The 20,822-nt window shown below is 67.4% G+C and carries 19 protein-coding genes and 1 tRNA gene; 14 read left to right on the top strand and 6 right to left on the bottom strand.

Annotation, left to right across the window (positions count from 1 at the left end):
* The first annotated feature begins 180 nt into the window (after positions 1 to 180).
* The 7 genes from asd to ACYBYQ_RS12530 all read left to right on the top strand — a co-directional run bounded on the left by asd (position 181) and on the right by ACYBYQ_RS12530 (position 8,619).
* Positions 181 to 1,311 carry an aspartate-semialdehyde dehydrogenase gene (asd, locus tag ACYBYQ_RS12560; protein ID WP_459614519.1) on the top strand — a complete coding sequence of 377 codons (1,131 nt, stop codon included), beginning with the start codon at positions 181 to 183 and terminating at the stop codon, positions 1,309 to 1,311.
* 137 nt (positions 1,312 to 1,448) lie between these two features.
* Entirely contained in the window at positions 1,449 to 3,377 is a 1,929-nt protein-coding gene (locus ACYBYQ_RS12555; protein WP_459614518.1) for a FimV/HubP family polar landmark protein, read from the top strand.
* Positions 3,378 to 3,380: 3 nt separating this feature from the next.
* Positions 3,381 to 4,184, top strand: a complete 804-nt coding sequence (truA, locus tag ACYBYQ_RS12550) for a tRNA pseudouridine(38-40) synthase TruA (protein ID WP_459614517.1) — start codon at positions 3,381 to 3,383, stop codon at positions 4,182 to 4,184.
* A 154-nt stretch (positions 4,185 to 4,338) separates the two neighbouring features.
* Positions 4,339 to 5,433, top strand: a complete 1,095-nt coding sequence (locus ACYBYQ_RS12545; protein WP_459614516.1) for a TRAP transporter substrate-binding protein — start codon at positions 4,339 to 4,341, stop codon at positions 5,431 to 5,433.
* A gap of 218 nt (positions 5,434 to 5,651) precedes the next feature.
* Positions 5,652 to 6,275 (top strand): TRAP transporter small permease subunit, encoded by a 624-nt coding sequence (locus ACYBYQ_RS12540; RefSeq protein WP_459614515.1) that lies wholly within the window; start codon positions 5,652 to 5,654, stop codon positions 6,273 to 6,275.
* 2 nt (positions 6,276 to 6,277) lie between these two features.
* Positions 6,278 to 7,945: a TRAP transporter large permease gene (locus ACYBYQ_RS12535; protein ID WP_459614514.1), complete on the top strand. Its 1,668-nt coding sequence runs from the start codon at positions 6,278 to 6,280 to the stop codon at positions 7,943 to 7,945.
* 11 nt (positions 7,946 to 7,956) lie between these two features.
* On the top strand, positions 7,957 to 8,619 hold the full coding sequence (locus tag ACYBYQ_RS12530; protein ID WP_459614513.1) for a phosphoribosylanthranilate isomerase: 663 nt from the start codon (positions 7,957 to 7,959) through the stop codon (positions 8,617 to 8,619).
* 66 nt (positions 8,620 to 8,685) lie between these two features.
* Here the strand turns inward: ACYBYQ_RS12530 and ACYBYQ_RS12525 are convergent, their stop codons facing one another.
* A complete protein-coding gene (locus ACYBYQ_RS12525; protein WP_459614512.1) occupies positions 8,686 to 9,948 on the bottom strand; it encodes a DDE-type integrase/transposase/recombinase in 1,263 nt (420 codons plus the stop codon).
* A 143-nt stretch (positions 9,949 to 10,091) separates the two neighbouring features.
* Here ACYBYQ_RS12525 and ACYBYQ_RS12520 point away from each other — a divergent pair.
* A tRNA-Val gene (locus ACYBYQ_RS12520) sits at positions 10,092 to 10,168 on the top strand.
* 149 nt (positions 10,169 to 10,317) lie between these two features.
* On the opposite strand, the gene ACYBYQ_RS12515 is transcribed toward ACYBYQ_RS12520, so the two are convergent.
* From ACYBYQ_RS12515 to ACYBYQ_RS12495, 5 genes are all read right to left on the bottom strand, one after another.
* Entirely contained in the window at positions 10,318 to 10,545 is a 228-nt protein-coding gene (locus ACYBYQ_RS12515; protein ID WP_459614511.1) for a hypothetical protein, read from the bottom strand.
* A 71-nt stretch (positions 10,546 to 10,616) separates the two neighbouring features.
* The gene (locus ACYBYQ_RS12510; RefSeq protein ID WP_459614510.1) at positions 10,617 to 10,766 is read right to left on the bottom strand and encodes a hypothetical protein; all 150 of its coding nucleotides are present in this window, start codon (positions 10,764 to 10,766) and stop codon (positions 10,617 to 10,619) included.
* 638 nt (positions 10,767 to 11,404) lie between these two features.
* On the bottom strand, positions 11,405 to 11,797 hold the full coding sequence (locus ACYBYQ_RS12505) for a type II toxin-antitoxin system HicB family antitoxin (protein WP_459614509.1): 393 nt from the start codon (positions 11,795 to 11,797) through the stop codon (positions 11,405 to 11,407).
* Between the two features lie 129 nt (positions 11,798 to 11,926).
* Positions 11,927 to 13,116, bottom strand: a protein-coding gene (locus ACYBYQ_RS12500) for an IS3 family transposase (RefSeq protein ID WP_459614343.1) whose coding sequence is annotated in 2 segments (ribosomal slippage) — positions 11,927 to 12,846 and positions 12,846 to 13,116 — 1,191 coding nt in all. Because the reading frame shifts where the segments join, the coding sequence is not laid out codon by codon here.
* Between the two features lie 180 nt (positions 13,117 to 13,296).
* A complete protein-coding gene (locus ACYBYQ_RS12495) occupies positions 13,297 to 13,485 on the bottom strand; it encodes a DUF3008 family protein (protein ID WP_459614508.1) in 189 nt (62 codons plus the stop codon).
* Positions 13,486 to 13,694: 209 nt separating this feature from the next.
* Here ACYBYQ_RS12495 and ACYBYQ_RS12490 point away from each other — a divergent pair, with 209 nt between their 5' ends.
* The 6 genes from ACYBYQ_RS12490 (at position 13,695) to ACYBYQ_RS12465 (ending at position 20,817) form a co-directional block, all read left to right on the top strand.
* A complete protein-coding gene (locus ACYBYQ_RS12490) occupies positions 13,695 to 14,630 on the top strand; it encodes a DUF6963 family protein (RefSeq protein WP_459614507.1) in 936 nt (311 codons plus the stop codon).
* Positions 14,617 to 15,279 (top strand): TetR/AcrR family transcriptional regulator, encoded by a 663-nt coding sequence (locus ACYBYQ_RS12485; RefSeq protein WP_459614506.1) that lies wholly within the window; start codon positions 14,617 to 14,619, stop codon positions 15,277 to 15,279. The genes ACYBYQ_RS12490 and ACYBYQ_RS12485 overlap by 14 nt, the downstream gene beginning before the upstream one ends.
* Positions 15,280 to 15,282: 3 nt before the next feature.
* Positions 15,283 to 16,959, top strand: a complete 1,677-nt coding sequence (locus ACYBYQ_RS12480) for a thiamine pyrophosphate-dependent enzyme (RefSeq protein ID WP_459614505.1) — start codon at positions 15,283 to 15,285, stop codon at positions 16,957 to 16,959.
* A 1-nt stretch (position 16,960) separates the two neighbouring features.
* Positions 16,961 to 18,205 (top strand): D-amino acid dehydrogenase, encoded by a 1,245-nt coding sequence (locus ACYBYQ_RS12475; protein ID WP_459614504.1) that lies wholly within the window; start codon positions 16,961 to 16,963, stop codon positions 18,203 to 18,205.
* A 72-nt stretch (positions 18,206 to 18,277) separates the two neighbouring features.
* The gene (locus tag ACYBYQ_RS12470) at positions 18,278 to 19,867 is read left to right on the top strand and encodes an ABC transporter substrate-binding protein (protein WP_459614503.1); all 1,590 of its coding nucleotides are present in this window, start codon (positions 18,278 to 18,280) and stop codon (positions 19,865 to 19,867) included.
* Between the two features lie 8 nt (positions 19,868 to 19,875).
* A complete protein-coding gene (locus ACYBYQ_RS12465) occupies positions 19,876 to 20,817 on the top strand; it encodes an ABC transporter permease (RefSeq protein ID WP_459614502.1) in 942 nt (313 codons plus the stop codon).
* The last annotated feature ends 5 nt before the right edge of the window (positions 20,818 to 20,822 follow it).

The raw sequence follows: 20,822 nt of genomic DNA, 5'->3' as shown, positions 1-20,822 counted from the left end.
GCCGGCCGAGGGCGCGTCCAGCGCCCGAGTCGGCCGCCCAGGCCCCGGCGCCGCCGCCCGTCCTGCCGTGGCGCATGCCCACGACCCTCCGCAAGACGCTTCCCCGCACATTCTGATAAATTGTCGGGAAATCAACGGCTTTTCCATTCTTCGACTTACATCTTTAAAGAGCGCTTCAAAATGACGCAAGCAGTAGGCCTCGTCGGTTGGCGTGGCATGGTCGGTTCCGTGCTCATGCAGCGCATGCGCGACGAGAACGACTTCTCCCTCATCGAACCCGTGTTCTTCTCCACCAGCAACGCCGGTGGCAAGGCCCCGTCCTGGGCCGAAGGCGCCGGCCCGCTGCAGGACGCCTACGACATCGAAGCGCTCAAGAAACTGCCCATCATCCTCACTGCCCAGGGCGGCGACTACACCACCGAGATCTACAAGCGCCTGCGCGACGCCGGCTGGAACGGCATCTGGATCGACGCGGCCAGCACGCTGCGCATGGCCGACGACGCCATCATCGTCCTCGACCCGGTGAACCGCCCGGTCATCGACGCCGCCCTGCAGCGCGGCGTGCGCAACTTCATCGGTGGCAATTGCACCGTCAGCTGCATGCTCATGGGCCTGGCCGGCCTGTTCAACAACGACCTGGTCGAATGGATGACCTCCATGACCTACCAGGCCGCGTCCGGCGGCGGCGCCCAGCACATGCGCGAACTGCTCACCCAGTTCGGCCTCATCAACGCTGCCGTCAGGCCGCTGCTCGACGATCCTGCCTCCGCCATCCTGGAGATCGACCGCGGCGTGCTGGCCTGCCAGCAGGATCCGGCGCTGCCCCGGGAGCATTTCGGCGTGCCGCTGGGCGGCAACCTGATTCCCTGGATCGACAAGGACCTCGGCAACGGCGTTTCCCGCGAGGAATGGAAGGCCGAGGCCGAGACCAACAAGATCCTGGGGCGCGGCCCGGCGTTCGGCAGCGCCGCCACGCCCATCGATGGCCTGTGCGTGCGCATCGGCGCGATGCGCTGCCATAGCCAGGCCCTCACCATCAAGCTCAAGCGTGACGTGCCGCTCGACGAGATCGAGGGCATGATCGCCGAGGGTACGCAGTGGGCCAAGGTGGTTCCCAATACCAAGGAAGCCACCATGCAGTCGCTCACGCCGGTGGCCGTCACCGGCACGCTCGACATCCCGGTAGGCCGCCTGCGCAAGCTGTCCATGGGGCCGCAGTACCTGGGCGCCTTCACGGTCGGCGATCAGCTGCTATGGGGTGCCGCCGAGCCGCTGCGCCGCATGCTGCGCATCGCGATCGGCGAGGCCTGACGCGGTTTCCTGCCGGTCGAACACAGGGCACCCATGCGGTGCCCTTTTTGCATGCGGTCGCCGGCTGCGCGCGCATTCACGATATATTTACAGTTTTGCTTCAGCCGGCCAGTCCTCGACCACGGATATCCAAGTCTATGAGTTCGCATTCGCGCGATTTGCAGCACGTTTCCCGGGCCCGTGCGCTGGGTTGGACCATTGCACTGGCGCTCGGCGCCGGCGCGCCGATGATGGGCGAGGCGGCCAGCCTGGGGCATTCGCGCGTCGTTTCCGCGCCGGGCGCGCCGCTGTCGGTCGTCGTGCCCTTGCAGGCGCTGGCCGCGGACGAGGCCGCGACGCTGCAGGTGGCGCTGGCCCCGGCGGCCGACTGGCAGCGCGCCGGACTGCAGCCTCCGGCGCCTCTCGAGACGCTCTCACTCAGCGTGGAGCCCGGTGCCGATGCGTCCAGCCGCGTGGTGCGGGTGCAGTCGACGCAGGCGCCGTCCACCGGCACGGTGGACATCCTCCTGGCCCTGCGCTCCAGCGCAGGACAGCGCCTGCTGCAGGTCACCATCCTCACGCCGGTGCGCGCCACCGTGCCCGATGTGCAGGCTGCGTCGGTGGGCGGTGCGCCTGGCGGCAGCATGCCTGCAGCGGGCGAGGTGCGTGTGCGCTACGGCCAGACCCTGTCCGGCATCGCGGTACGCCATGCCGTCCCCGACGCCACGCTCTATCAGATGCTGGCGGCGCTGTGGCAGGCCAATCCGCATGCCTTCATCCAGAACAACATGAACCTCGTGCGCGCCGGCGACACGCTGACGCTGCCCGATGCCGCCACCGTGCGCGCCATCGATCCTGCCGAGGCCCGGCGCATTTTCCTCGAGCATGCCGCGGCCTATGCGCGCTATCGCGCCCGGTTCGGAGGGGCGGCCGGCGGTTCCGCGGCCTTGCCCGAAGGGGCCGAAGGTAATGCCGGCCGCGTGGGCAACGAGGCCTCGGCCAGCCAGGCGGGTCCGGCGGGCGCCCCGCAGGATCGCCTGCGGCTGTCCAGCGCCAGCCCCGCAGGCAGCGAGGCGGCCCGTGCCGAGGCGCAGGCGGATACCCAGGCATCGGAGCGGCACGCCATGTCGGACGCCCAGCAGCGCGTCCAGACGCTCGAAGGCAATGTCCGGGCGCTCAGCGACGCAGCCGGCGCCAAGCCGGGAGATCAGGGCGGCGCTGCATCGGGCGCGTCCGGCGGGGCGGCTGGCGCTGCCTCGTCCGCGGGCGGTACGGCTGCATCGAGAGCTGCCGGCGAAGGCACAGGCAATGGCGCCGGCACAGGCGCCGCCTCGGGTCCTGCTGCGGGTGATGCTGCGGGTGATGCGGGCGCTTCCGCCTCGGGCGCCGCGCCGGGCGCCAGCGGCGGCCCGGCCGGCAGTGCTGCAGGCAACGGCACTGCCGCAGGCGGTGGCACTGCTGCAGGCGGTGGCGGTGTTGCCGACGGCACACAGGGCGCTGCCCCAGGCGCGGCAGGTGGAGGGGCTGCAGCAGGCGCGCCCGGGGCTAGCGTGAGCCCCTCCAACGGGGCGGAAAACGGCGCGGCAACGGGCGGGGCAAGCGGGGCACCAACAGGCGGTGCAAGCGGCACGGCCAACGGCGGCGCAGCAAGCGGCACGGCCGACGGCCCCGCAAGCGGCGCAGCTGCAGGCGGTACCGCAGGCACGAATGGCTCCGCAGCAGGCACGGGCATGCCCAATGCCGACTCAGGATCCGGCTCGGCCGGCGCCATGGGCGGGCTGCCCGGCGGTACGGCACCCGATGCCGCGGGGCAGGCCGGCGCTACCCGTTCGTGGCTCGTCGAGAACCTGCTGGTGCTGGTCACCGCGGTGCTGGCCCTCATCGTCTTCATCGTGGCATGGGCGTTGCGCCGCGCCGGCGCGCGCCGCACCGAGGACGACGACGTCTACGACTACGGCGAGCCCTTGCCCGAGTCCTCCACGGACCAGGCTGTGGACCAGGCGACGCTCAATCGCAGGCTCGAAGGCATCAGCCTCGACCTGGACCAGCCGCCCACCGACGAGGCGCCGCGAGGCCGGCGCACCTGAGCCATGCCCCGCATCGCTTTGGGGCTGTCTTACGACGGCTCGGCCTGGCAAGGCTGGCAGACGCAGCCGCATGGCCATACCGTGCAGGACCACCTGGAGGCGGCGCTGGGGCGGTTCAGCGGCAGCGGGCGGCCCGTGCCCACGGTCTGCGCGGGCCGCACCGATACCGGCGTGCACGCGGCGATGCAGGTGGTGCATCTCGATACGCCGCTGCAGCGCCGCGACGAGTCCTGGGTGCGCGGCGTGAATGCCTTCCTGCCCGACAGCATCGCCGTGCAGTGGGCCCAGCCCGTGCCCGAGGATTTCCATGCGCGTTTCTCGGCGCGTTCACGCACCTACCTGTATCTGCTCTGGCGCGGCAGGGTACGGCCCGCGCTGTGGGCCGGACGCGCCGGCTGGTGCTTCCAGCCCCTGGACCTGGATGCGATGCGCGCTGCGGCGCAATGCCTGCTGGGCGAGCATGATTTCTCCAGCTTCCGCTCGTCCCAGTGCCAGGCCCGGCACCCGGTGCGCACCCTGCATCGTCTGGAGATCGCCGAGCGCGGCGACTTCGTGGTGTTCACGCTGCGCGCCAACGCCTTCCTGCATCACATGGTGCGCAACCTGATCGGCGCGCTGCTGCAGGTGGGCCAGGGGCGCGAGCCCGTGGAATGGATGGCAGGGCTGCTGGCGGCCCGCGATCGGCGCCGGGGCGCGCCGACCTTCGCGCCCGACGGACTCTATCTCTCGGCCATCGAGTATCCCGACTTCGACCTCCCCGCGCTCGATGGCGCGGCATCGCAACTGGCGCCGTTTACATTTTATTAAGGGTAAACCGCAGGGGGCGGCCCTGTTGCATTCCCGATATCATTGCGACCGAAAAAATGCCATGGGGCGCCCCCAAACCGGGCAGCCCCTCGCGCGCCTGCCCTAAGCGGGCAGGAAGCGCATCGCTTTCTTCCACACCCAGGAGACACTCGTAATGCAACGCCGTTCGTTCCTCAAGAAGGCCACGCTGGGCGCGGCCGCCGGAGGCGCCACGCTGGCCGCTCCGGCCTTCGCTCAGGACTCGCCCACGCTCAACTGGCGCCTCGCTTCCAGCTTCCCCCGCAGTGCCGATGCCATCTTCACCGGCGGCGAGAACCTGGCCCGCTACGTCGGCGAAGCCACCGGGGGCAAGTTCAACATCCGTGCCTTCCCCGCCGGCGAAATCGTGCCCGCGCTGCAGGTGCTCGACGCCGTCGAGAACGCCACCATCGAGTGCGGCCATACGGCTTCCTACTACTACTTCGGCAAGGACCCTGCGCTGTGCTTCGACGGCGCCGTGCCTTTCGGCCTGAATACCCGCCAGATGAACGCGTGGATGCGTCACGGCGACGGCCTCAAGCTCACGCGCGAGCTCTTCAAGAAGTACAACGTGGTCAATTTCCCCTGCGGCTACTCCGGCACGCAGATGGGCGGCTGGTTCCGCAACGAGATCAAGTCGGTCGACGACCTCAAGGGCCTGAAGTTCCGCGCCAGCGCTTTCGCCGGCGCGGTGCTGTCGCGCCTGGGGGTGGTGCCGCAGCAGATCGCGGGCGGCGACATCTACCCCGCGCTCGAAAAGGGCACCATCGATGCCGCCGAGTGGATCGGCCCCTACGACGACGAGAAGCTGGGCTTCCACAAGGTTGCCAAGAACTATTACTTCCCCGGTTGGTGGGAGGGCACGCTGCAGGTGTCGCTGTACGTGAACGAAAAGGCCTACAACGACCTGCCCAAGCACTACCAGGCCGTGCTGGCCCAGGCGGCCGCGGCGGCCACCAACGACATGATCGCCAAGTACGACGCCGAGAACCCGGCCGCGCTGCGCCGCCTGGTTTCCCAGGGCGCCCAGCTCAAGGCCTTCCCCAAGTCCGTGATGGACGCCTGCTACGCCGAGTCGCTCAAGGTCTACGAGGAGTTCTCCGCCAAGGACCCCATGTTCAAGAAGCTGTACGACAGCATGGTGGCCTTCCGCGACAACGAAATCCCGTGGTTCCGCGTGGCCGAAGGCAGCTTCGACGGCTTCATGGCCACGATTTCGCGGCAAAAGTAGGGCCCCACGGGTTGCCGTGCCGGCGTCGGCTCGCAGCAGGCGTTAAAATCCTGCGATTCGGCCCGGCACGCGCCCGTCAAAAGCGGGCGCCGATCGCGGCGCCCGCACGCGGAACCACTGTCCGGCAACCCCGGAGCACGGTCCCGTGCCGACGTCGGCACGCGTAGTTCCCGCGTTCCGAAAGAAGCGCCCACTCCTTTTTCTTATTACTTCCCATCATGAAAGCTTTACTCGCCCTGTCGCGCGGCATAGACGCGCTGAATCTGCGGGTCGGCCGGGCGGTGACATGGGTCACGTTGCTGGTCGTGCTGGTCAGTGCCGGCAATGCCGTGGTACGCAAGGTGTTCCAGACGAGTTCGAACGCGTGGCTGGAGCTGCAGTGGTACATGTTCGGCGCGATTTTTCTGCTGGCGGCCGGCTACACGCTGCTGAAGAACGAGCACGTTCGGGTGGACATCCTGTCGTCGATGCTGTCGCGTCGCAAGCAGATCTGGATCGAGATCTTCGGCGTGGTGTTTTTCCTGCTGCCGGCGTGCGGGCTGATCATGTATCTGTCGTGGCCGGTGTTCATGGATTCGTACCTGTCGAACGAGCAGTCGTCCAATTCCGGGGGGCTGGTGCGCTGGCCGGTGAAGCTGCTGATTCCGGTGGGGTTTGCGCTGCTGGTGCTGGCGGGGGTGTCGCACCTGATCAAGTGCGTGGGTTACCTGCGCGGGCAGTGCCCGGACCCGACGGCGCGTGAGGCGGGCAAGACGGCCGAGCAGGAGCTGGCCGAGCAGATTGCGCGCGAGGCGCAGGCCCGCGAGGCGGCACTGCAACAACAGATGAAAGAAGGGCGCTGATCATGGAGTTCATCATTGCCAACCTGGCGCCCATCATGTTCGGGACGCTGGTGGTGTTTCTGCTGCTGGGCTTTCCGGTGGCGTTTGCGCTGGCGGCCAACGGCATTCTGTACGGGCTGGTGGGGATCGAGCTGGGGTTGCTGACGCCGGCGCTGTTCCAGGCGCTGCCGCAGCGGGTGTTCGGCATCATCGCCAACGACACGCTGCTGGCGGTGCCGTTCTTCACGCTGATGGGGCTGGTGCTGGAGCGCTCGGGGATGGCCGAGGACCTGCTGGAGACCATCGGGCAGGTGTTCGGTCCGCTGCGCGGGGGCCTGGCGATCGCGGTGGTGTTCGTGGGCGCGATGCTGGCGGCCACCACGGGGGTGGTGTCGGCCTCGGTGATCTCCATGGGGCTGATCTCGCTGCCGATCATGCTGCGCTACGGGTATGACCGGCGGCTGGCCTCCGGGGTGATCGCGGCCTCGGGGACCTTGTCGCAGATCATCCCGCCGTCGCTGGTGCTGATCGTGCTGGCCGACCAGCTGGGCCGCTCGGTGGGCGACATGTACCGCGGGGCGATGCTGCCGGGTTTCATGCTGATGGGGGCGTACCTGCTCTACATCATCGTGATGTCGCTGATCAAGCCGGCCTCGGCGCCGGCGCTGCCGGAGGAGGCGCGCACGTTTCGCGAGGCCAACGGCACGCGCGGCGGGCGCTCGCTGCTGGTGCTGATGCTGATCTCGGCGGCCTCGGCGTACGTGCTGGGTCAGTGGCTGGAGAACGACACGGCGCCGGTCGACGAGCAGGTGGTGGTGAGCCTGCTGCTGTGGGGGCTGACGGCCTTCGTGATCGCGATCGTGAACAAGGTGTTCCGGCTGGGGGTGCTTTCGGCGCTGGCCGAGCGGGTGACCTTCGTGATGATCCCGCCGCTGTTCCTGATCTTCCTGGTGCTGGGCACGATCTTCATCGGCGTGGCCACGCCGACCGAGGGCGGTGCGATGGGCGCGGTGGGGGCGATCATCATGGCGCTGATCCGCCGGCGCCTGACGCTGGACCTGCTCAAGCAGGCGATGGACACCACGACCAAGCTGTCGTGCTTCGTGGTGTTCATCCTGGTGGGCTCGACGGTGTTCGGCCTGACCTTCCGCGGCGTCAACGGCGACCTGTGGGTCGAGCACCTGCTGCTGGGGCTGCCGGGCGGGGAGTGGGGGTTCCTGATCGTGGTCAGCGTGCTGACCTTCGTGCTGGCGTTCTTCCTGGACTTCTTCGAGCTGGCGTTCATCATCGTGCCGCTGCTCGGGCCGGTGGCCGACAAGATGGGCATCGACCTGATCTGGTTCGGCATCCTGCTGGCGGTGAACATGCAGACCTCGTTCATGCACCCGCCGTTCGGGTTTGCGCTGTTCTACCTGCGCTCGGTCGCGCCCAAGGAGGCCTACACCGACAAGATCACCGGCAAGACGATCGCGCCGGTGACCACCGGGCAGATCTACTGGGGCTCGGTGCCGTTCATCTGCATCCAGCTGCTGATGGTGGCCGTGGTCATGCTCTTCCCGGGGCTGGTGATGCACTACAAGGGCACCGCCAGCCAGGTCGACCCCGACTCGGTCAAGATCGAGATCGAGGGCAATTACGGCACCAACATCTACGGCTCCGACAGCGGCGATCCCGCTGCCGCGTTCCAGTAGGCGGACGCCCCATGCGCACGCGCGTCAAGATCTGCGGCCTGACCCGGGAAGCCGACGTGGCGGCCGCCTGCGAGGCGGGCGCCGACGCGCTGGGCCTGGTGTTCTACCCCAAGAGCCGCCGCTGCGTGGGGCTGGAACAGGCGGCGCGCCTGCGCCGCCTCGTGCCGCCCTACGTCACGGTGTCGGCCCTGGTGGTCAACGCTGGCGCCGAGACGCTGCGCGCGATCGTCGACACCGTCGGACCGGACCTGCTGCAATTCCACGGTGACGAGCCTCCCGAGCAATGCCGCGGCCATGGCGCGCGCTACGTGCGCGCCTTCCGCGTGGGCGCGCCCCGGCAGGACAGCGCGCAGGCGCTGGCTTCCGAGTGTGCCCGCTACGGCGACGCCGCCGGCTGGCTGTTCGACAGCTACAGCCCGGGCTACGGCGGCAGCGGACTGGCGCTGGACCAGGCGCTGCTGGCGGGCGTACAGGCCGATGCCGCGGCGCGGCCCATGATACTGGCGGGCGGTCTCACGCCCGCGAACGTGGAGCAGGCGGTGAGGGCAGTGCGCCCGTGGGCCGTCGACGTGAGCAGCGGCGTCGAGGACGCCCCCGGCATCAAGTCGGCCGAGCGCATCCGCGCCTTCATCGACGCCGTGCGCGCAGCCGATGCAGGCTCCGTGCCTGCATGACTGGCGGTTGCCTGATAGTCGTTTCCAATTCGGAGATGAGTCTGAACGGAGGCCGCCGAGAGGGTTTTAAGCGGCCAGTTCAGCCCGACGTCGGATAATGGAATCGAACAACGCCGAACGGTGTTTTTGTAGCTGCTCGGCGGCCTGATTATCGCTCATGACGCGGGCCTGCCAGAGGAGGTCTTGCTCGGAGATGCCGTCTTTGAGGTTACGCAGTTCGGGGGCCAGGCTGAGGAGTTTTTCCAAGGGCGTCTTGACCAGTTTGGCGGGGTAGTCGATCTTGATCTTTCCTCGGTTATCGCTTCGTTGCCTGCCGAACAGGCAGGGCCTGTGGAAGTTCAGGTACGGGTTGAGGTGTTGCTGGCAGAAGGCGTTGACGGCCTGGGCGTGCTTTTGCGGGATGTGGGCGTAGCCGAAGGTTTTGCGTACGACGCTGCCGTTCTTGGACTCGACCAGGGCGTTGTCATTGCTGTGTCGGGGCCGGGACTTGGTGAACTCGACATTGAGCTTGTGCAGTAGCTCGGCGACGCGATGATTGATGTATTCGCTGCCGTTGTCGGCGTGCACCCCGAGGATCTGGAAGGGGAAGCCGGCGAGCAGTTCTTCGAGCACGGGCAGTAAAAAGGCCTCGGAGATGCGCTGGCAGCAGGCCAGGACCTGCCACTGGGTGACGCAGTCCACGGCGTTGATGTAGTAGACCCCCTTGGCGCCGTCGACCTCGCCTTGGTGCACGCTGTCGATGCGGATGAAGCCCGCCCGGCCTTCGGGGCGCGGTGGCTGTCGCAGTCCAATGGAGACCGCCTTGCTGGGGCGAGTGCCGTCCCAGTGGCCACGGGCGTTGCGGTAGGCGCGGCTCTTGCGCAGGTTGTACAGGTGTGACACCGAGAGCGTGGCCAGGCGCCGGTAGTGGGCATCTCCATAGACCAGCCAGGCGCGGCGCAACAGGTGGCAGGTTGCCGCCCCGCTGAGCGTGTCGTGCACGGCATCGGTGTACGCCAGCAGCCGGGCATCGTCCTCGGTGTAGCGGCGCCGAAACCCCTGCGCGGGCGACTTGCGCTGACCCAGCGGGGCGTGCGACACAAACCGGCCCACCAGCCGGGTGAGGTGCTGGCGCGAGTAGCCGCTGGTGTGCAATAGATAACGCAACACCACGCCCTTGTGGCGTCGAGACAACTTGGCGTATCTGAAGCGCTGGAGCACGTCCTGGACGTGGGCGTGGCGTTCGGCCTCGCGGTCCGAAACCTGCGGCGCCAGGCCGGCAGTACCGGCGACAAACGCCTCCAGGCTCTCTAGGCTCGTGAGCCGATCATCTTGCAGGGTCAACATCATCTCCTGATGATCGACGTCCTGCTCAACCCCGCTCCAGACTCATCTCATGTTGGAATCAGACCCCCCGCTCCAGACTCATGTCATATTGGACAAGGCTCTGATTTGCGCGCTGTAAAAAAGCCCGATATAATCTTTTTCTCTGCAGGCGGTTAGCTCAGATGGTTAGAGCGCCACGTTGACATCGTGGAGGTCGTTGGTTCGATTCCAATACCGCCTACCAAGGATTCCTGCAAGTGCTGCCAAGCAGCGCCAAGAAAAGCCCGCTAAGCCTATGTGCCAGCGGGCTTTTTTGCGTTTAGCTTGCCTAATGTTGCCAAGTGACGGCAAGCCGGAGCAACGTCGTTGAATGGGTACGGGATCGGGTACGGCTCAGTTTTTATTGGGTATGCCGTCCTGACCCGCCGCGCATTGATCCAGGAAGTCGGACCACCACTGCATCAGCTGGCGCCGCTCGTCCAAGTATGTCGCGTGATTGTAGGCGCGCCGGATCTTGTCCTTTTCCTTGTGTGCCAGCTGCCGCTCTATCACCTCGGGGCGGAACCCGCTGCGCTGTCGCGACAGCGGGATCACGTGAGGATCGCCGTTGAGCTTCATCATGACGGTGCCTTTCATACGCTGCGGCGGGATCATCCACAGGCCCTGATCGCGGCGCACTTCCGCCCATTCCCCTAGCGGAGTTCATTGGTGCGCGGAAAGGTTCGCATCATGATCTTGATGGCCAGCAGTGTCTCGGGCCGGCTCTGGTAGCTCTCCACCCTGCGCAGCAGCTCGGGCAGCGTGCCGATGTCCGCGTGCGGGAAGTGCTGGCGGCTTCTCATCAAGGAAATTCAGCAGCCCGGGGTTGACATCGGCGTTGACGCGGCCGGCGCCGACGGCATAGCGGCATACCGAGTCGATCCAACTCAGCACGCGCTCGGCCATATCGCGCGCCCCGCCTCTGTGCTACCAGCACTGCACCCAGCACTATCTTTCCCGTGATGCTGTCGAAGCGCGTGCGCGCGAAGTGCGGGTATCCTGGTGGCGGGCCACATCGTGCGGCTGGGCCAGGGAACGAAGGGATCAGTCTACCAGTGGGCGGAATTGTCACATTTGTCCCTGCTTTTTGCGACGCAAACTGCGCCAATAGCGCCGGGTCATTGCGACCATGACATCCGCAGCCGCGCACAGGCAAGGGATTTTTAGGCTTGGCTGTCAATTAGTGTCGCCACGAGTCCCGCAGAACTTGCGGAGGCAAGAAGGAGTGCAATGTGCCGGATCGGCGGACTCCAGCAGTTTTACGATCTCAGGGGCATTCAAGGAAATGGGCGGAAACATCAGTATGGTGGGCAGGTTTATTGCCCCGCTGAACCTCAAGTAGCATCCCCACTCTCGAACCAAGAGGCCCCCCATCTGGGGGCTTTTGCTTGCTTGTAGCGGTCGAGCGCTATCCCGACCCGCAAGGGTGGGTAGTCGCCGCTCAGTGAGTCAGTGCCAAGTGTGCGATGAAGCCAGACCGACTCTCGCCCGCCGCGCGTGCCTTGGCATCAAGGCGAGCTAATATCCTGCGGGGCAAGGTGATGTTGATGCGCTCGACTGTCTCATCCATGACTGCCGGGTCAATCTCGGCGATTGCCCAGATCCAGCCGGCATAGTCCGGATTGCGCTGCAGCTCCGTAATGTTGCTGGGCGGCGGGATGGGGTCGCCATTGTCTATGGCGGCCTCTATCCACGCTTCAATAGCTTCTTTGGCATTCTCTATGGCTTGGTCAATTCCGTCGTCAGCAGCAGAGAAGCAGCCGGGCAGATCGGGGACGACGACACCCCAGGCTTGTGTATCACTACCGGGCTCGATGGCGATGGGATATTTCATAGTTGGCTCCGTAACGGTATCGGACCGCGCCCCGGTCTTGCTGGGGCTTGGTCTTACTTCAGTCCTGCTTGCTTAAGAAGTTTGGATTTGGATTTATCCCGCTTTCACGGACAGGTTAGGGCTTGGTTTTCAAGCCGGAACGGGTTCAGGTATTGCTTGATTTGAGCGTTCGAAGTTGGCAGGCGACAGATACCCCAGGCCGGAGTGTCGGCGCCGCGGGTTGTACCAGCCCTCGATGTAACTGAACAGCGCCATGCGGGCCTCGGTCTTCGTTTTAAAGACGTTGCGTTCAATCAGTTCACACTCGAGCGTAGCGAAGAAGCTCTCGGCCATGGCGTTGTCATAGGCATCGCCCACGCTGCCGGTCGAAGGTCTGACACCCATTTGCGCGCAGCGCTTGCCGAAGGCCACACTGGTGTATTGACTGCCCTGATCGCTATGATGGATGACCTCGTCGGGCTTGCGCTGCGCCAGCGCCATGTTCAACGCGGTCAGCACCAGATCGGTCGTCATGCGTTCGCCGATGGACCATCCCACCACACGCCGGCTCCAGACATCGAGCACGATGGCCAGGTAGACGAACCCCGCCCAGGTTGGCACGTAGGTCATATCCGCTACCCACAACTGATTCGGGCCATCGGCCTGGAAACGTCGGTTGACCAGGTCGGCCGGCGGGCGCTGGCGAGGCTCGCGCTGCGTGGTGATCGTAAAGCCCCGACGCTTGCTGACTCCGCGCAACTTGGCCGCGCGCATCAACCGGGCGATGCGCTTACCCCCGACACGCACGCCGTGCTCGGCCAGTTCGGCCCGGATACGCGGCATGCCGTAAGTCTGGCGCGAGTCGGCGTGGATCGTGCGGATACGCTCGCTGAGCACTGCATCGGCGATCGCCCGCTTCGATGGCCCTCGGTGCTGCCAGTCGTAGAAGCCGCTGTGCGACACGCCGAGTATTCGGCACATGGCTCTCACGGGGAAGTCGGCCTGGTGCGCGCTCATGAGTTCGAAGACGGCGTGGACGTCTTCTCGCTTTTGTTTGCGAACCAGGCCGTAGCCTTTGCCAGGATGTCGCGCTCCATCTGGACCTGGCGCAGTTGGCGACGCAGTCGGATGAGTTCTTCACGCTCGGCCTCGTTCAAGGCACTGCCTGCCGACTTGGCCGGCTTGTCTGCCTTCAGGCCGGCAGCAGCCACCCAGTTGACGACCGTCTGGGCCGAGCAACCGAACTCCTGGGACAGCTCGGCAGGAGTTCGGCCGGCTGCGACCAACTCCACGATCTGCTGGCGAAATTCCGCCGGATACGGCGGGCGTGTCTTGGGCATTGCGGACTCCTTGTTCCACTAAGGGTAAGGTGTCCGTCAAACCGGGGCAAATCCAGTCAGACCCCCACCGGAGGCCTGCCGAAGCTTGCGGGGCGAAGCGCCACAGGGCTTGAGCAGATACTGGCTGATGGCTGAGGAGCCTTGGCTCCTGCATTCACCGGTAGGCGCAGGCGGATCCGCTCAGGAATCGCGCTTGTGCTCCGGCTTGCCCCGGGTGGAGCCGGATGCCATTTTTTCCAGTTCCTTCTCGTCCATGGACTCGTACATGGATTTCGACGCGCCCTTCAGTTCGCTTTTCTTCTGCTCGCCACGCTTGGCGGCCAGCGCGGCGCCGGCCGCGCGTTGCTGTGCTTGGGATTTGGCTGGCATGGTCACCTCCATCGAAAAGGCCGATGCGAATGCCAGGCGCCGCAAGCGGCGTGCCTGAAAGCAGGGCGGGTTTTTCCCTATGCATGCGGTCTTGTTGCGGCGGTGCGCGCGGGTGTAGGATCGTGCCAATGTGACCACATGGTCACATATTTGGAATTCAGTCTGAACTTCTGCCTCGGTGCGCTGGCAGAGCAAAGGGAGCTGCAGGCATGACCATCGGAATTGCCGCCAGCGGGCCACGGGCCGGCGCGGCTGTCCGCGCCGCGGTGCTGGGCGCCGAGTTGCTGGGCCGCGGGGCCATCGGCGGCTTCGCGGTATTTGCCGTGCTGGACGGGCAGGGCCGGTACTGCCATTGCGAGACTCAGCGCGGCGGCATCGGTGCGCTGGACATTCCTGGCGCCTGGCTGGAGGCGGACGCCGCCGCCGTCATCTCCAGCGGCCCCGATCGCCCTGAACCGTTGGCGCAATTTCTGCCAGGTGCATCCGGCATAGGCCTGGTGACCGGACACCGGCTGCCGAACCGTCCTGGCGCCGATGGTGTGCCCCTGAATGAGGCGGTGCTCGCGCGGCTTGCGAAGGGACAGCATCCCCAGCAGGCGGTGGACGCAGTGCTGGCCGATTGCGCACAGGCCGATGCCGGCCTGATTGCGCTGTGTGCCGAGGGCCGGCTGGGCTGGGGCAACAGCGCGCGGGTGGCTGCCCGGCCCGACGCCGGCCAGGCACAGCGTGGCGAGGCAGGGGCCCGGCTGGCCCTGCTGCACAACTCCATTCACGCAGACCTGCAGGGCGAGACGCTGGCTGATGCGCTGGCGGAGCTGGCATGGGCCGCACTCGCCGATCGCACTGCGCGCTGGCGTTTCCTGACGCTGGCGCAGCCATTGCCCGTGCGGCCCGCCGCGCGTGACCGCGTACATATCAATGCAGACGGCGTGATCGTGGCCCTGGAGTCGGCCGACCCGCACCTGCCGACGCTGGAGCGCCGGGGTACCGCGGTTTATCTGGGAGCCGAGGTGTGGCGGGACGGGTCGCTCGCGGGCCATGCGGCCACCGAGCTCCAGGCCGATGTCGCGGCCGGTATCGCCCGGCCCCTCGAGGGATTGGCGCCGCGCACCCTGTTGATGAGAAACCTCGATGTCGCGGCGTGAACAGACCGAGCGGCAGATCCTGGCCGCGCTGGAGGCGCAGATCTGCGAGACCGGCATGGCGGGCGTGGGCATCAACGTGATTGCCAAGCGGGCCGGCGTCAGCAAGGAACTGATCTACCGCTATTTCGATGGCATGCCGGGCCTGATGCTGGCCTGGATGAAGGAACAGGACTTCTGGACCGGCCGCTCGGACCACCTGCTGAAGGATGGCGAGTCGAGCCAGCGTACGCCGGCAGACCTGATCCTGTCGATGCTGCGCGCCCAGATCGAGGCGCTGGCGGGCAACGAGCCGCTGCGCGAGGTGCGCCGCTGGGAACTGATCGAGCGCAACGAGGTCACGGCGCAGCTGGCCGACCGGCGCGAGCAGGCAGCGCGCCAGTTCATCGACCGCGTCGACGGGTTGACCGGCGAGGCGGATGTGCCGGCGATGGTGAGCATCATGCTGGCCGGTGTGCTGTACCTGATGCTGCGCTCGAAGACGGAAAGCCATTTTCTGGGCGTGCCCTTGCGCACCAACGAAGGCTGGGCGCGGCTGTATGCGGCGCTCGAGACGCTGACGCAAAGCCTGCCCGACGAGCTCAGGCACCGCTCGCTGAGCGCACTGGAGGCCGCGGCGCGGCCCGGCCACGATCCTTCCAAGGAGAATTGACCCATGAGACGGGCGGCGGATCTGCTCATCGATACCCTGGCGGCGCATGGCGTGGACCGCGTGTTCTGCGTGCCGGGAGAAAGCTACCTGAGCGTGCTGGACGGCCTGGCCGGCCGTACCGACGTCGCGGCGGTGACCGCACGCCACGAGAGCGGGGCGGGCTTCATGGCGCTGGCCGATGCCCGTCTGACCGGTCGTCCCGGCGTGGCCTTCGTCAGCCGCGGTCCGGGGGCGATGAACGCCGCCATCGCGGTGCACTCGTCGCAGCAGGATGCCGTGCCGCTGGTGCTGTTCATCGGCCAGGTCGAGCGCGCGCACCGCCACATGGGCGCCTTCCAGGAGATCGACTACGAGCGGGTCTTCGGCGCCATGGCCAAGTGGGTGGTGGAGGTGCGCGATGCCGCCCGGCTGGCCGACACGGTGGCGACCGCGCTGCATGCCGCGCAGAGCGGCACGCCCGGGCCGGTGGTGGTGGCCTTGCCCGAGGACATGCTGGAGGATGCGGTCGACGGCACGGCGGCGCAGCCGCTGGCGCGCCCGCGCGCCGGCGCGAGCCAGGACGACCTGCGCCGCGTGGCCGCGCTGATCGCCGCGGCGCGGCGTCCGCTGCTGATCGCCGGCGGGCTGCTCAAGCACGAGGCGGGGCGCGCCGTGCTGCAGGCCGTGGCGGAGGCGTTCGGCCTGCCGGTGGCGGCCGCGGTGCGCCATGCCGACCTGCTGCCCAATGACCATCCGCAGTATGCGGGCCATCTGGCCTACGGCGCGCCGGCCGAGCTGGCCGACGCCGTGCGCGAGGCCGACCTGGTGCTGGGCATCGGCACCCGGCTGGGCGACGTCACCACGCAGGGCTACGCGTTTCCGGCGGCGCCGCGGCCGGCGCAGGACGTGGTGCACGTGTGGCCGGATGCCGCAGCGGTGGGGCACATCCGCCAGCTGGCGCTGGGGCTGGTGGCCGACCCGGCCGTCTTCCTGGCCGACCTGCGCGCCTTCGCGCCGGCGCGGCCGGCTGCCGCGCACCTGGCCTGGAGCGAGCGCCTGCACCGGGTTGCCGCCGGCCTGCGGCGCTGGGACGGGCCGCGCGACGCCGAGGACGGCATGGTGTTCGGCGCGGTGGCGCAGGCGGCCGATCGCCTGCTCGACGACGATGCCATCATCACCATCGATTCCGGCAATTTCGGCGGCTGGGTGCAGCGGCTGATGCGTTTCGGCGGCGGGCGCACGATGCTGGCGCCGTCGTCGGGCGCGATGGGGTATGGCGTGCCGGCCGCCGTCGCGGCCAGCCTGCGCTGCCCCGAGCGCCAGGTGGTGTGCTTCGTCGGCGACGGGGGCTTCCTGATGACGGGCAACGAGCTGGCCACCGCCATGCAGTGCGGCGCCCGGCCGGTGCTCATCGTGGCCGACAACGGGTCATACGGCACCATACGCATGCACCAGGAGAAGCACTTTCCCGAGCGGGTCAGCGCCACGGCGCTGCACAACCCGGATTTCGCGGCGCTGGCGCGCACCTACGGCGCGCTGGGCTATGCGGTGCAGCACAGCGGCGAGATCGATGCCGCGCTGGAGGCGGCGCTGGCGGCGCGGCGGCCGGCGATCGTCGCCGTGCGCACCAGCCTGCAGCACATCTCGGCCGCGGCCACGATCGGGCAGCTGCGCGCCCGCGCGGCGGGCGGGCGGAGCTAGCATGCACATCGTCGTGATCGGCGCCGGCATCATCGGCATGATGAGCGCCTATTTCCTGCGCCAGGACGGCCATTCGGTCAGCGTGATCGACGCCGGTCCGCGCCCCGGCCTGGCCACCAGCCAGGCCAACGGGGCGCAACTGAGCTACAGCTTCGTCGCGCCGCTGGCCGACCCGGCCGTGCTGCCCAAGCTGCCGTCCTGGCTCACCGACCGCGACGGCCCGTTGCGGTTACGCCTGCGGGCCGACCCGGAGCTGTGGCGCTGGGGGCTGGGGTTCCTGCGCGCCTGCCGGCACGCCACGGTCCGGCGCAGCACCAGCGAATTGCTGCAGCTCGGCCTGCGCAGCCGCGCCCTGATGCACCAGCTGGTGGCGCGCGAACGGCTCGACTTCAATTTCGCCTCGTCCGGCAAGCTGCTGGTGTACCAGGACGCCGCTGCCTACCGCAGCGCGCTGGCACAGATGCGCTATCAGGCGTCGCTGGGCTGCGAGCAGCGCGCCCTGGATGCGCGCGAGTGCCTGGACCTCGAGCCGGCGCTGGCCGACATCGCGGCGCGGGTGGTGGGCGGCATCTTCACGCCCACCGAAGACGCCGGAGACTGCCTGAAGCTGTGCGAGGAACTGCAGCGCACGCTGGCCGCCCGGCCGGATCCGGTGCATTTCCACTTCAATACGGAGGCGCGCCGCCTGCGCGTGCGGCATGGCCGCGTGGAAGCCCTGGACACCGGGGCCGGCGCGATTGAGGCCGACGGCTATGTGATCGCCAATGGCGTGGGTGCGCAGGCGCTGGCCCGGCAGATCGGCATCAATCCGCTGATCTATCCGCTGAAGGGCTACAGCCTGACCTATCAGCTTACCGAGCGCAGCCGCGCGCCGCTGACCAGCCTGAGCGACGTGCACAACAAGGTCGTGTACGCGCGCCTGGGCGACCGGCTGCGCGTGGCCGGCATGATGGACATCGGCGACCGCTCGGCCACGCTCGACGGGCGGCGCATCGCCAGCCTCAAGAGCCAGGTGGCGCGCTACCTGCCGCGTCTGGAGCCGGCGGGAGAACCACGGGCCTGGGCCGGCCTGAGGCCGGCCCGGCCCGACAGCAAGCCGGTGATCGGCGCCACCCCTTACCGCAACTTGTGGATCAACGCCGGCCACGGCGCGCTCGGTTTCACGCTGGCCGCCGGCAGCGCGGGCCTGCTGGCCGACGGTATCGCGGGGCGCGCCTCGGCGCTCGACCGCAGTTTCACCTTGTAGCACCGGGCCGCCGGCACCGCGCCCGGACCGGCGGCGAGCATGCATCGACAACCGAACCAGGGGGTAAGCAACATGAAGACGAAGACCTATCTGCCGCAAGCCATCCGCCTTCTGTGCGGCGCCACATTGGCCGCATCCCTGCTGGCGGCGCCGGCGCAAGCACAGACCGTGACCGCCGTCATGCAATCCGGCCTGCGGGTCATGGACCCGGTGCTGAGCACGGCATTCCTGACGCGCGATCATGGCTACATGATCTACGACACGCTGCTGGGCGTGGACGCGAATTTCAAGATCCAGCCGCAGATGGCCAGCTGGCAGGCCTCGGACGACGGCAAGACCTACACCTTCACCCTGCGCGACGGCCTCAAGTGGCACGACGGCGCACCGGTCAAGGCCGAGGATTGCGTGGCCTCGCTGCAGCGCTGGGCGCAGCTGGACTCCACCGGCCAGGTGCTGATGCCGATGGTGCAGCACATCAAGGCGCTCGACGACAAACGCTTCGAGGTGCAGCTGAAGGAGCCCACCACGTTGCTGCTGGAGGGCCTGTCCAAGCTCAGTTCGCGGCCGGCCTTCATGATGCCCAAGCGCATCGCCGAGACGCCGGCTTCCACGCCGATCAAGGAATACATCGGTTCCGGGCCGTTCAAGTTCGTGGCGTCGGAGTTCAAGCCGGGCCTGAAGGTGGTCTACGAGAAGAACGCCGACTACGTGCCGCGCGCCGAGCCCGCGAGCTGGACGGCGGGCGGCAAGGTGGTCAACGTCGAGCGCGTCGAATGGGTCAGCATGCCGGACCAGATGACGGCGCTGAACGCGCTGCAGAACGGCGAGGTGGATTTCATCCAGCAGGTGCCGTTCGACCTGCTGCCCATCGTGCAGAACCGCGATGACGTCAAGGTGCAGGTGCTGGACAAGCTGGGCGCCTGGACCTACTACCGCTTCAACCACCTGTATCCCCCGTTCGACAACAAGCTGGTGCGCCAGGCCGCCATGGCGGCGGTCGGACAGGAAGACGTGCTCAAGGCGCTGGTGGGCAATCCCGAGTACTACCAGACCTGCGCGGCCGTGATGGGCTGCGGCAATCCCTATGGCAACACGTATGGCGAGGAGTGGGTGGTGCCCTCGAACATCGAGAAGGCGCGCGCCCTGCTCAAGGAAGCCAAGTACGACGGCACGCCGGTGGTGATCCTGCAGCCCACCGACATCGCCATGCTGGCGGCTCAGCCCATCGTGATCGGCGCCGCGCTGCGCAAGGCCGGCTTCAAGGTGGACATGAAGACCATGGACTGGCAGACGGTGGTGACCCAGCAGGGCAACCAGAAGCCGCCCGCCGAAGGCGGCTGGAACATCTTTTCCACCTACAGCATCCTGGCCACCAGCGGCGACCCGTTCGGCAACACCACGCTGGCGTCGGCCGGGCGCAAGTCGTGGGCGGGCTGGCCCGATGTGCCGGAGATCGAAGCCCTGCGTTTGAAGTTCGCGCGCGCCACCGACCCGGCCGAACGCAAGGAGATCACCGCGCAGATCCAGAAGCTGGCCATCGATGAGGGCGTGGTGGCGCCGCTGGGGCAGTTCCGCATCCCGGCGGCCTACAGCACCAAGTTGAGCGGCGTGATGGAATCGCCGGTCACCGTATTCTGGAATATCAAGAAGTCAGCCGACTGAGGTCCTCCATGCTTGCCTACATTGCTCGCCGGCTGCTGGCCACGGTGCCTGTCATGATCATGGTGGCGGTGGTGGTGTTCGCCATGCTGCGCCTGACCCCGGGCGATCCGGCGGCCATTCTGGCCGGCGATGACGCCACGGGCGCGCAGCTCGAACAGATCCGCAAGAGCATGGGGCTGGACCAGCCCATCCTGACGCAGTTCGGCGTGTGGATGGGACAGCTGGCACGGGGCGACCTGGGCGTATCGCTGCTGTCCGGCAAGCCGGTGCTGGACCTGATCGGCAACCGTGTCGGCCCCACGCTGGCGCTGGCGCTGGCGACCATCGTGGTGACGGTGATCGTGGCGGTGCCGATGGGCATCGTCGCGGCGCGCAAGCGCGGCAAGCTGCTGGACCGTCTGGTGATGACCCTCTCGGTGTTCGGCTTCTCCGTGCCGACTTTCGTGATCGGCTACCTGCTCATCTACCTGCTGGCACTGAAGCTGGGCTGGTTCCCCGTGCAGGGATACAAGCCGGCGGCGGGCGGATTCTGGCCGTTCGCCCATCGCCTGGTGCTGCCCACGCTGGCGCTCAGCGGCATCTACATCGCCCTGGTGGCGCGCATCACGCGCAGCAGCATCATCGAAGTGATGGGCGAGGATTTCATCCGCACCGCGCGGGCCAAGGGGGCCCGGGAACGCGCCATCCTGCTGCGCCACGCGCTGCGCAACGCGGCCGTGCCCATCGTCACCATCATCGGCATCGGCATCGCGTCGCTGATCACTGGCGTAGTGGTGACCGAGTCGGTCTTCAACCTGCCCGGCCTGGGCCGGCTGGTGGTGGAGGCGGTGCTGGCGCGCGATTACCCGGTCATCCAGGGCCTGATCCTGCTGTTCTCCTTCACCTACATCCTGATCAACCTGGTGGTGGACGTGCTTTACACCGTGTTCGATCCCCGCATCCGATACTGAGGCAA

The organism is Bordetella sp. 2513F2 (assembly GCF_054642735.1).
This window is presented reverse-complemented; position numbering and strand designations above follow the sequence as displayed.

Bases quoted from the DNA above. Each gene is read 5' to 3' on its own strand.
- ACYBYQ_RS12470 (WP_459614503.1), top strand. From the start codon at position 18,278: ATGAAGACGAAGACCTATCTGCCGCAAGCCATCCGCCTTCTGTGCGGC.
- ACYBYQ_RS12530 (WP_459614513.1), top strand. From the start codon at position 7,957: ATGCGCACGCGCGTCAAGATCTGCGGCCTGACCCGGGAAGCCGACGTG.
- ACYBYQ_RS12480 (WP_459614505.1), top strand. From the start codon at position 15,283: ATGAGACGGGCGGCGGATCTGCTCATCGATACCCTGGCGGCGCATGGC.
- truA (WP_459614517.1), top strand. From the start codon at position 3,381: ATGCCCCGCATCGCTTTGGGGCTGTCTTACGACGGCTCGGCCTGGCAA.
- ACYBYQ_RS12495 (WP_459614508.1), bottom strand. From the start codon at position 13,485: ATGCCAGCCAAATCCCAAGCACAGCAACGCGCGGCCGGCGCCGCGCTG.
- ACYBYQ_RS12485 (WP_459614506.1), top strand. From the start codon at position 14,617: ATGTCGCGGCGTGAACAGACCGAGCGGCAGATCCTGGCCGCGCTGGAG.
- ACYBYQ_RS12510 (WP_459614510.1), bottom strand. From the start codon at position 10,766: ATGAGAAGCCGCCAGCACTTCCCGCACGCGGACATCGGCACGCTGCCC.
- ACYBYQ_RS12545 (WP_459614516.1), top strand. From the start codon at position 4,339: ATGCAACGCCGTTCGTTCCTCAAGAAGGCCACGCTGGGCGCGGCCGCC.
- ACYBYQ_RS12490 (WP_459614507.1), top strand. From the start codon at position 13,695: ATGACCATCGGAATTGCCGCCAGCGGGCCACGGGCCGGCGCGGCTGTC.
- ACYBYQ_RS12540 (WP_459614515.1), top strand. From the start codon at position 5,652: ATGAAAGCTTTACTCGCCCTGTCGCGCGGCATAGACGCGCTGAATCTG.
- ACYBYQ_RS12555 (WP_459614518.1), top strand. From the start codon at position 1,449: ATGAGTTCGCATTCGCGCGATTTGCAGCACGTTTCCCGGGCCCGTGCG.
- ACYBYQ_RS12505 (WP_459614509.1), bottom strand. From the start codon at position 11,797: ATGAAATATCCCATCGCCATCGAGCCCGGTAGTGATACACAAGCCTGG.
- ACYBYQ_RS12515 (WP_459614511.1), bottom strand. From the start codon at position 10,545: ATGATGAAGCTCAACGGCGATCCTCACGTGATCCCGCTGTCGCGACAG.
- asd (WP_459614519.1), top strand. From the start codon at position 181: ATGACGCAAGCAGTAGGCCTCGTCGGTTGGCGTGGCATGGTCGGTTCC.
- ACYBYQ_RS12475 (WP_459614504.1), top strand. From the start codon at position 16,961: ATGCACATCGTCGTGATCGGCGCCGGCATCATCGGCATGATGAGCGCC.
- ACYBYQ_RS12465 (WP_459614502.1), top strand. From the start codon at position 19,876: ATGCTTGCCTACATTGCTCGCCGGCTGCTGGCCACGGTGCCTGTCATG.
- ACYBYQ_RS12535 (WP_459614514.1), top strand. From the start codon at position 6,278: ATGGAGTTCATCATTGCCAACCTGGCGCCCATCATGTTCGGGACGCTG.
- ACYBYQ_RS12525 (WP_459614512.1), bottom strand. From the start codon at position 9,948: ATGATGTTGACCCTGCAAGATGATCGGCTCACGAGCCTAGAGAGCCTG.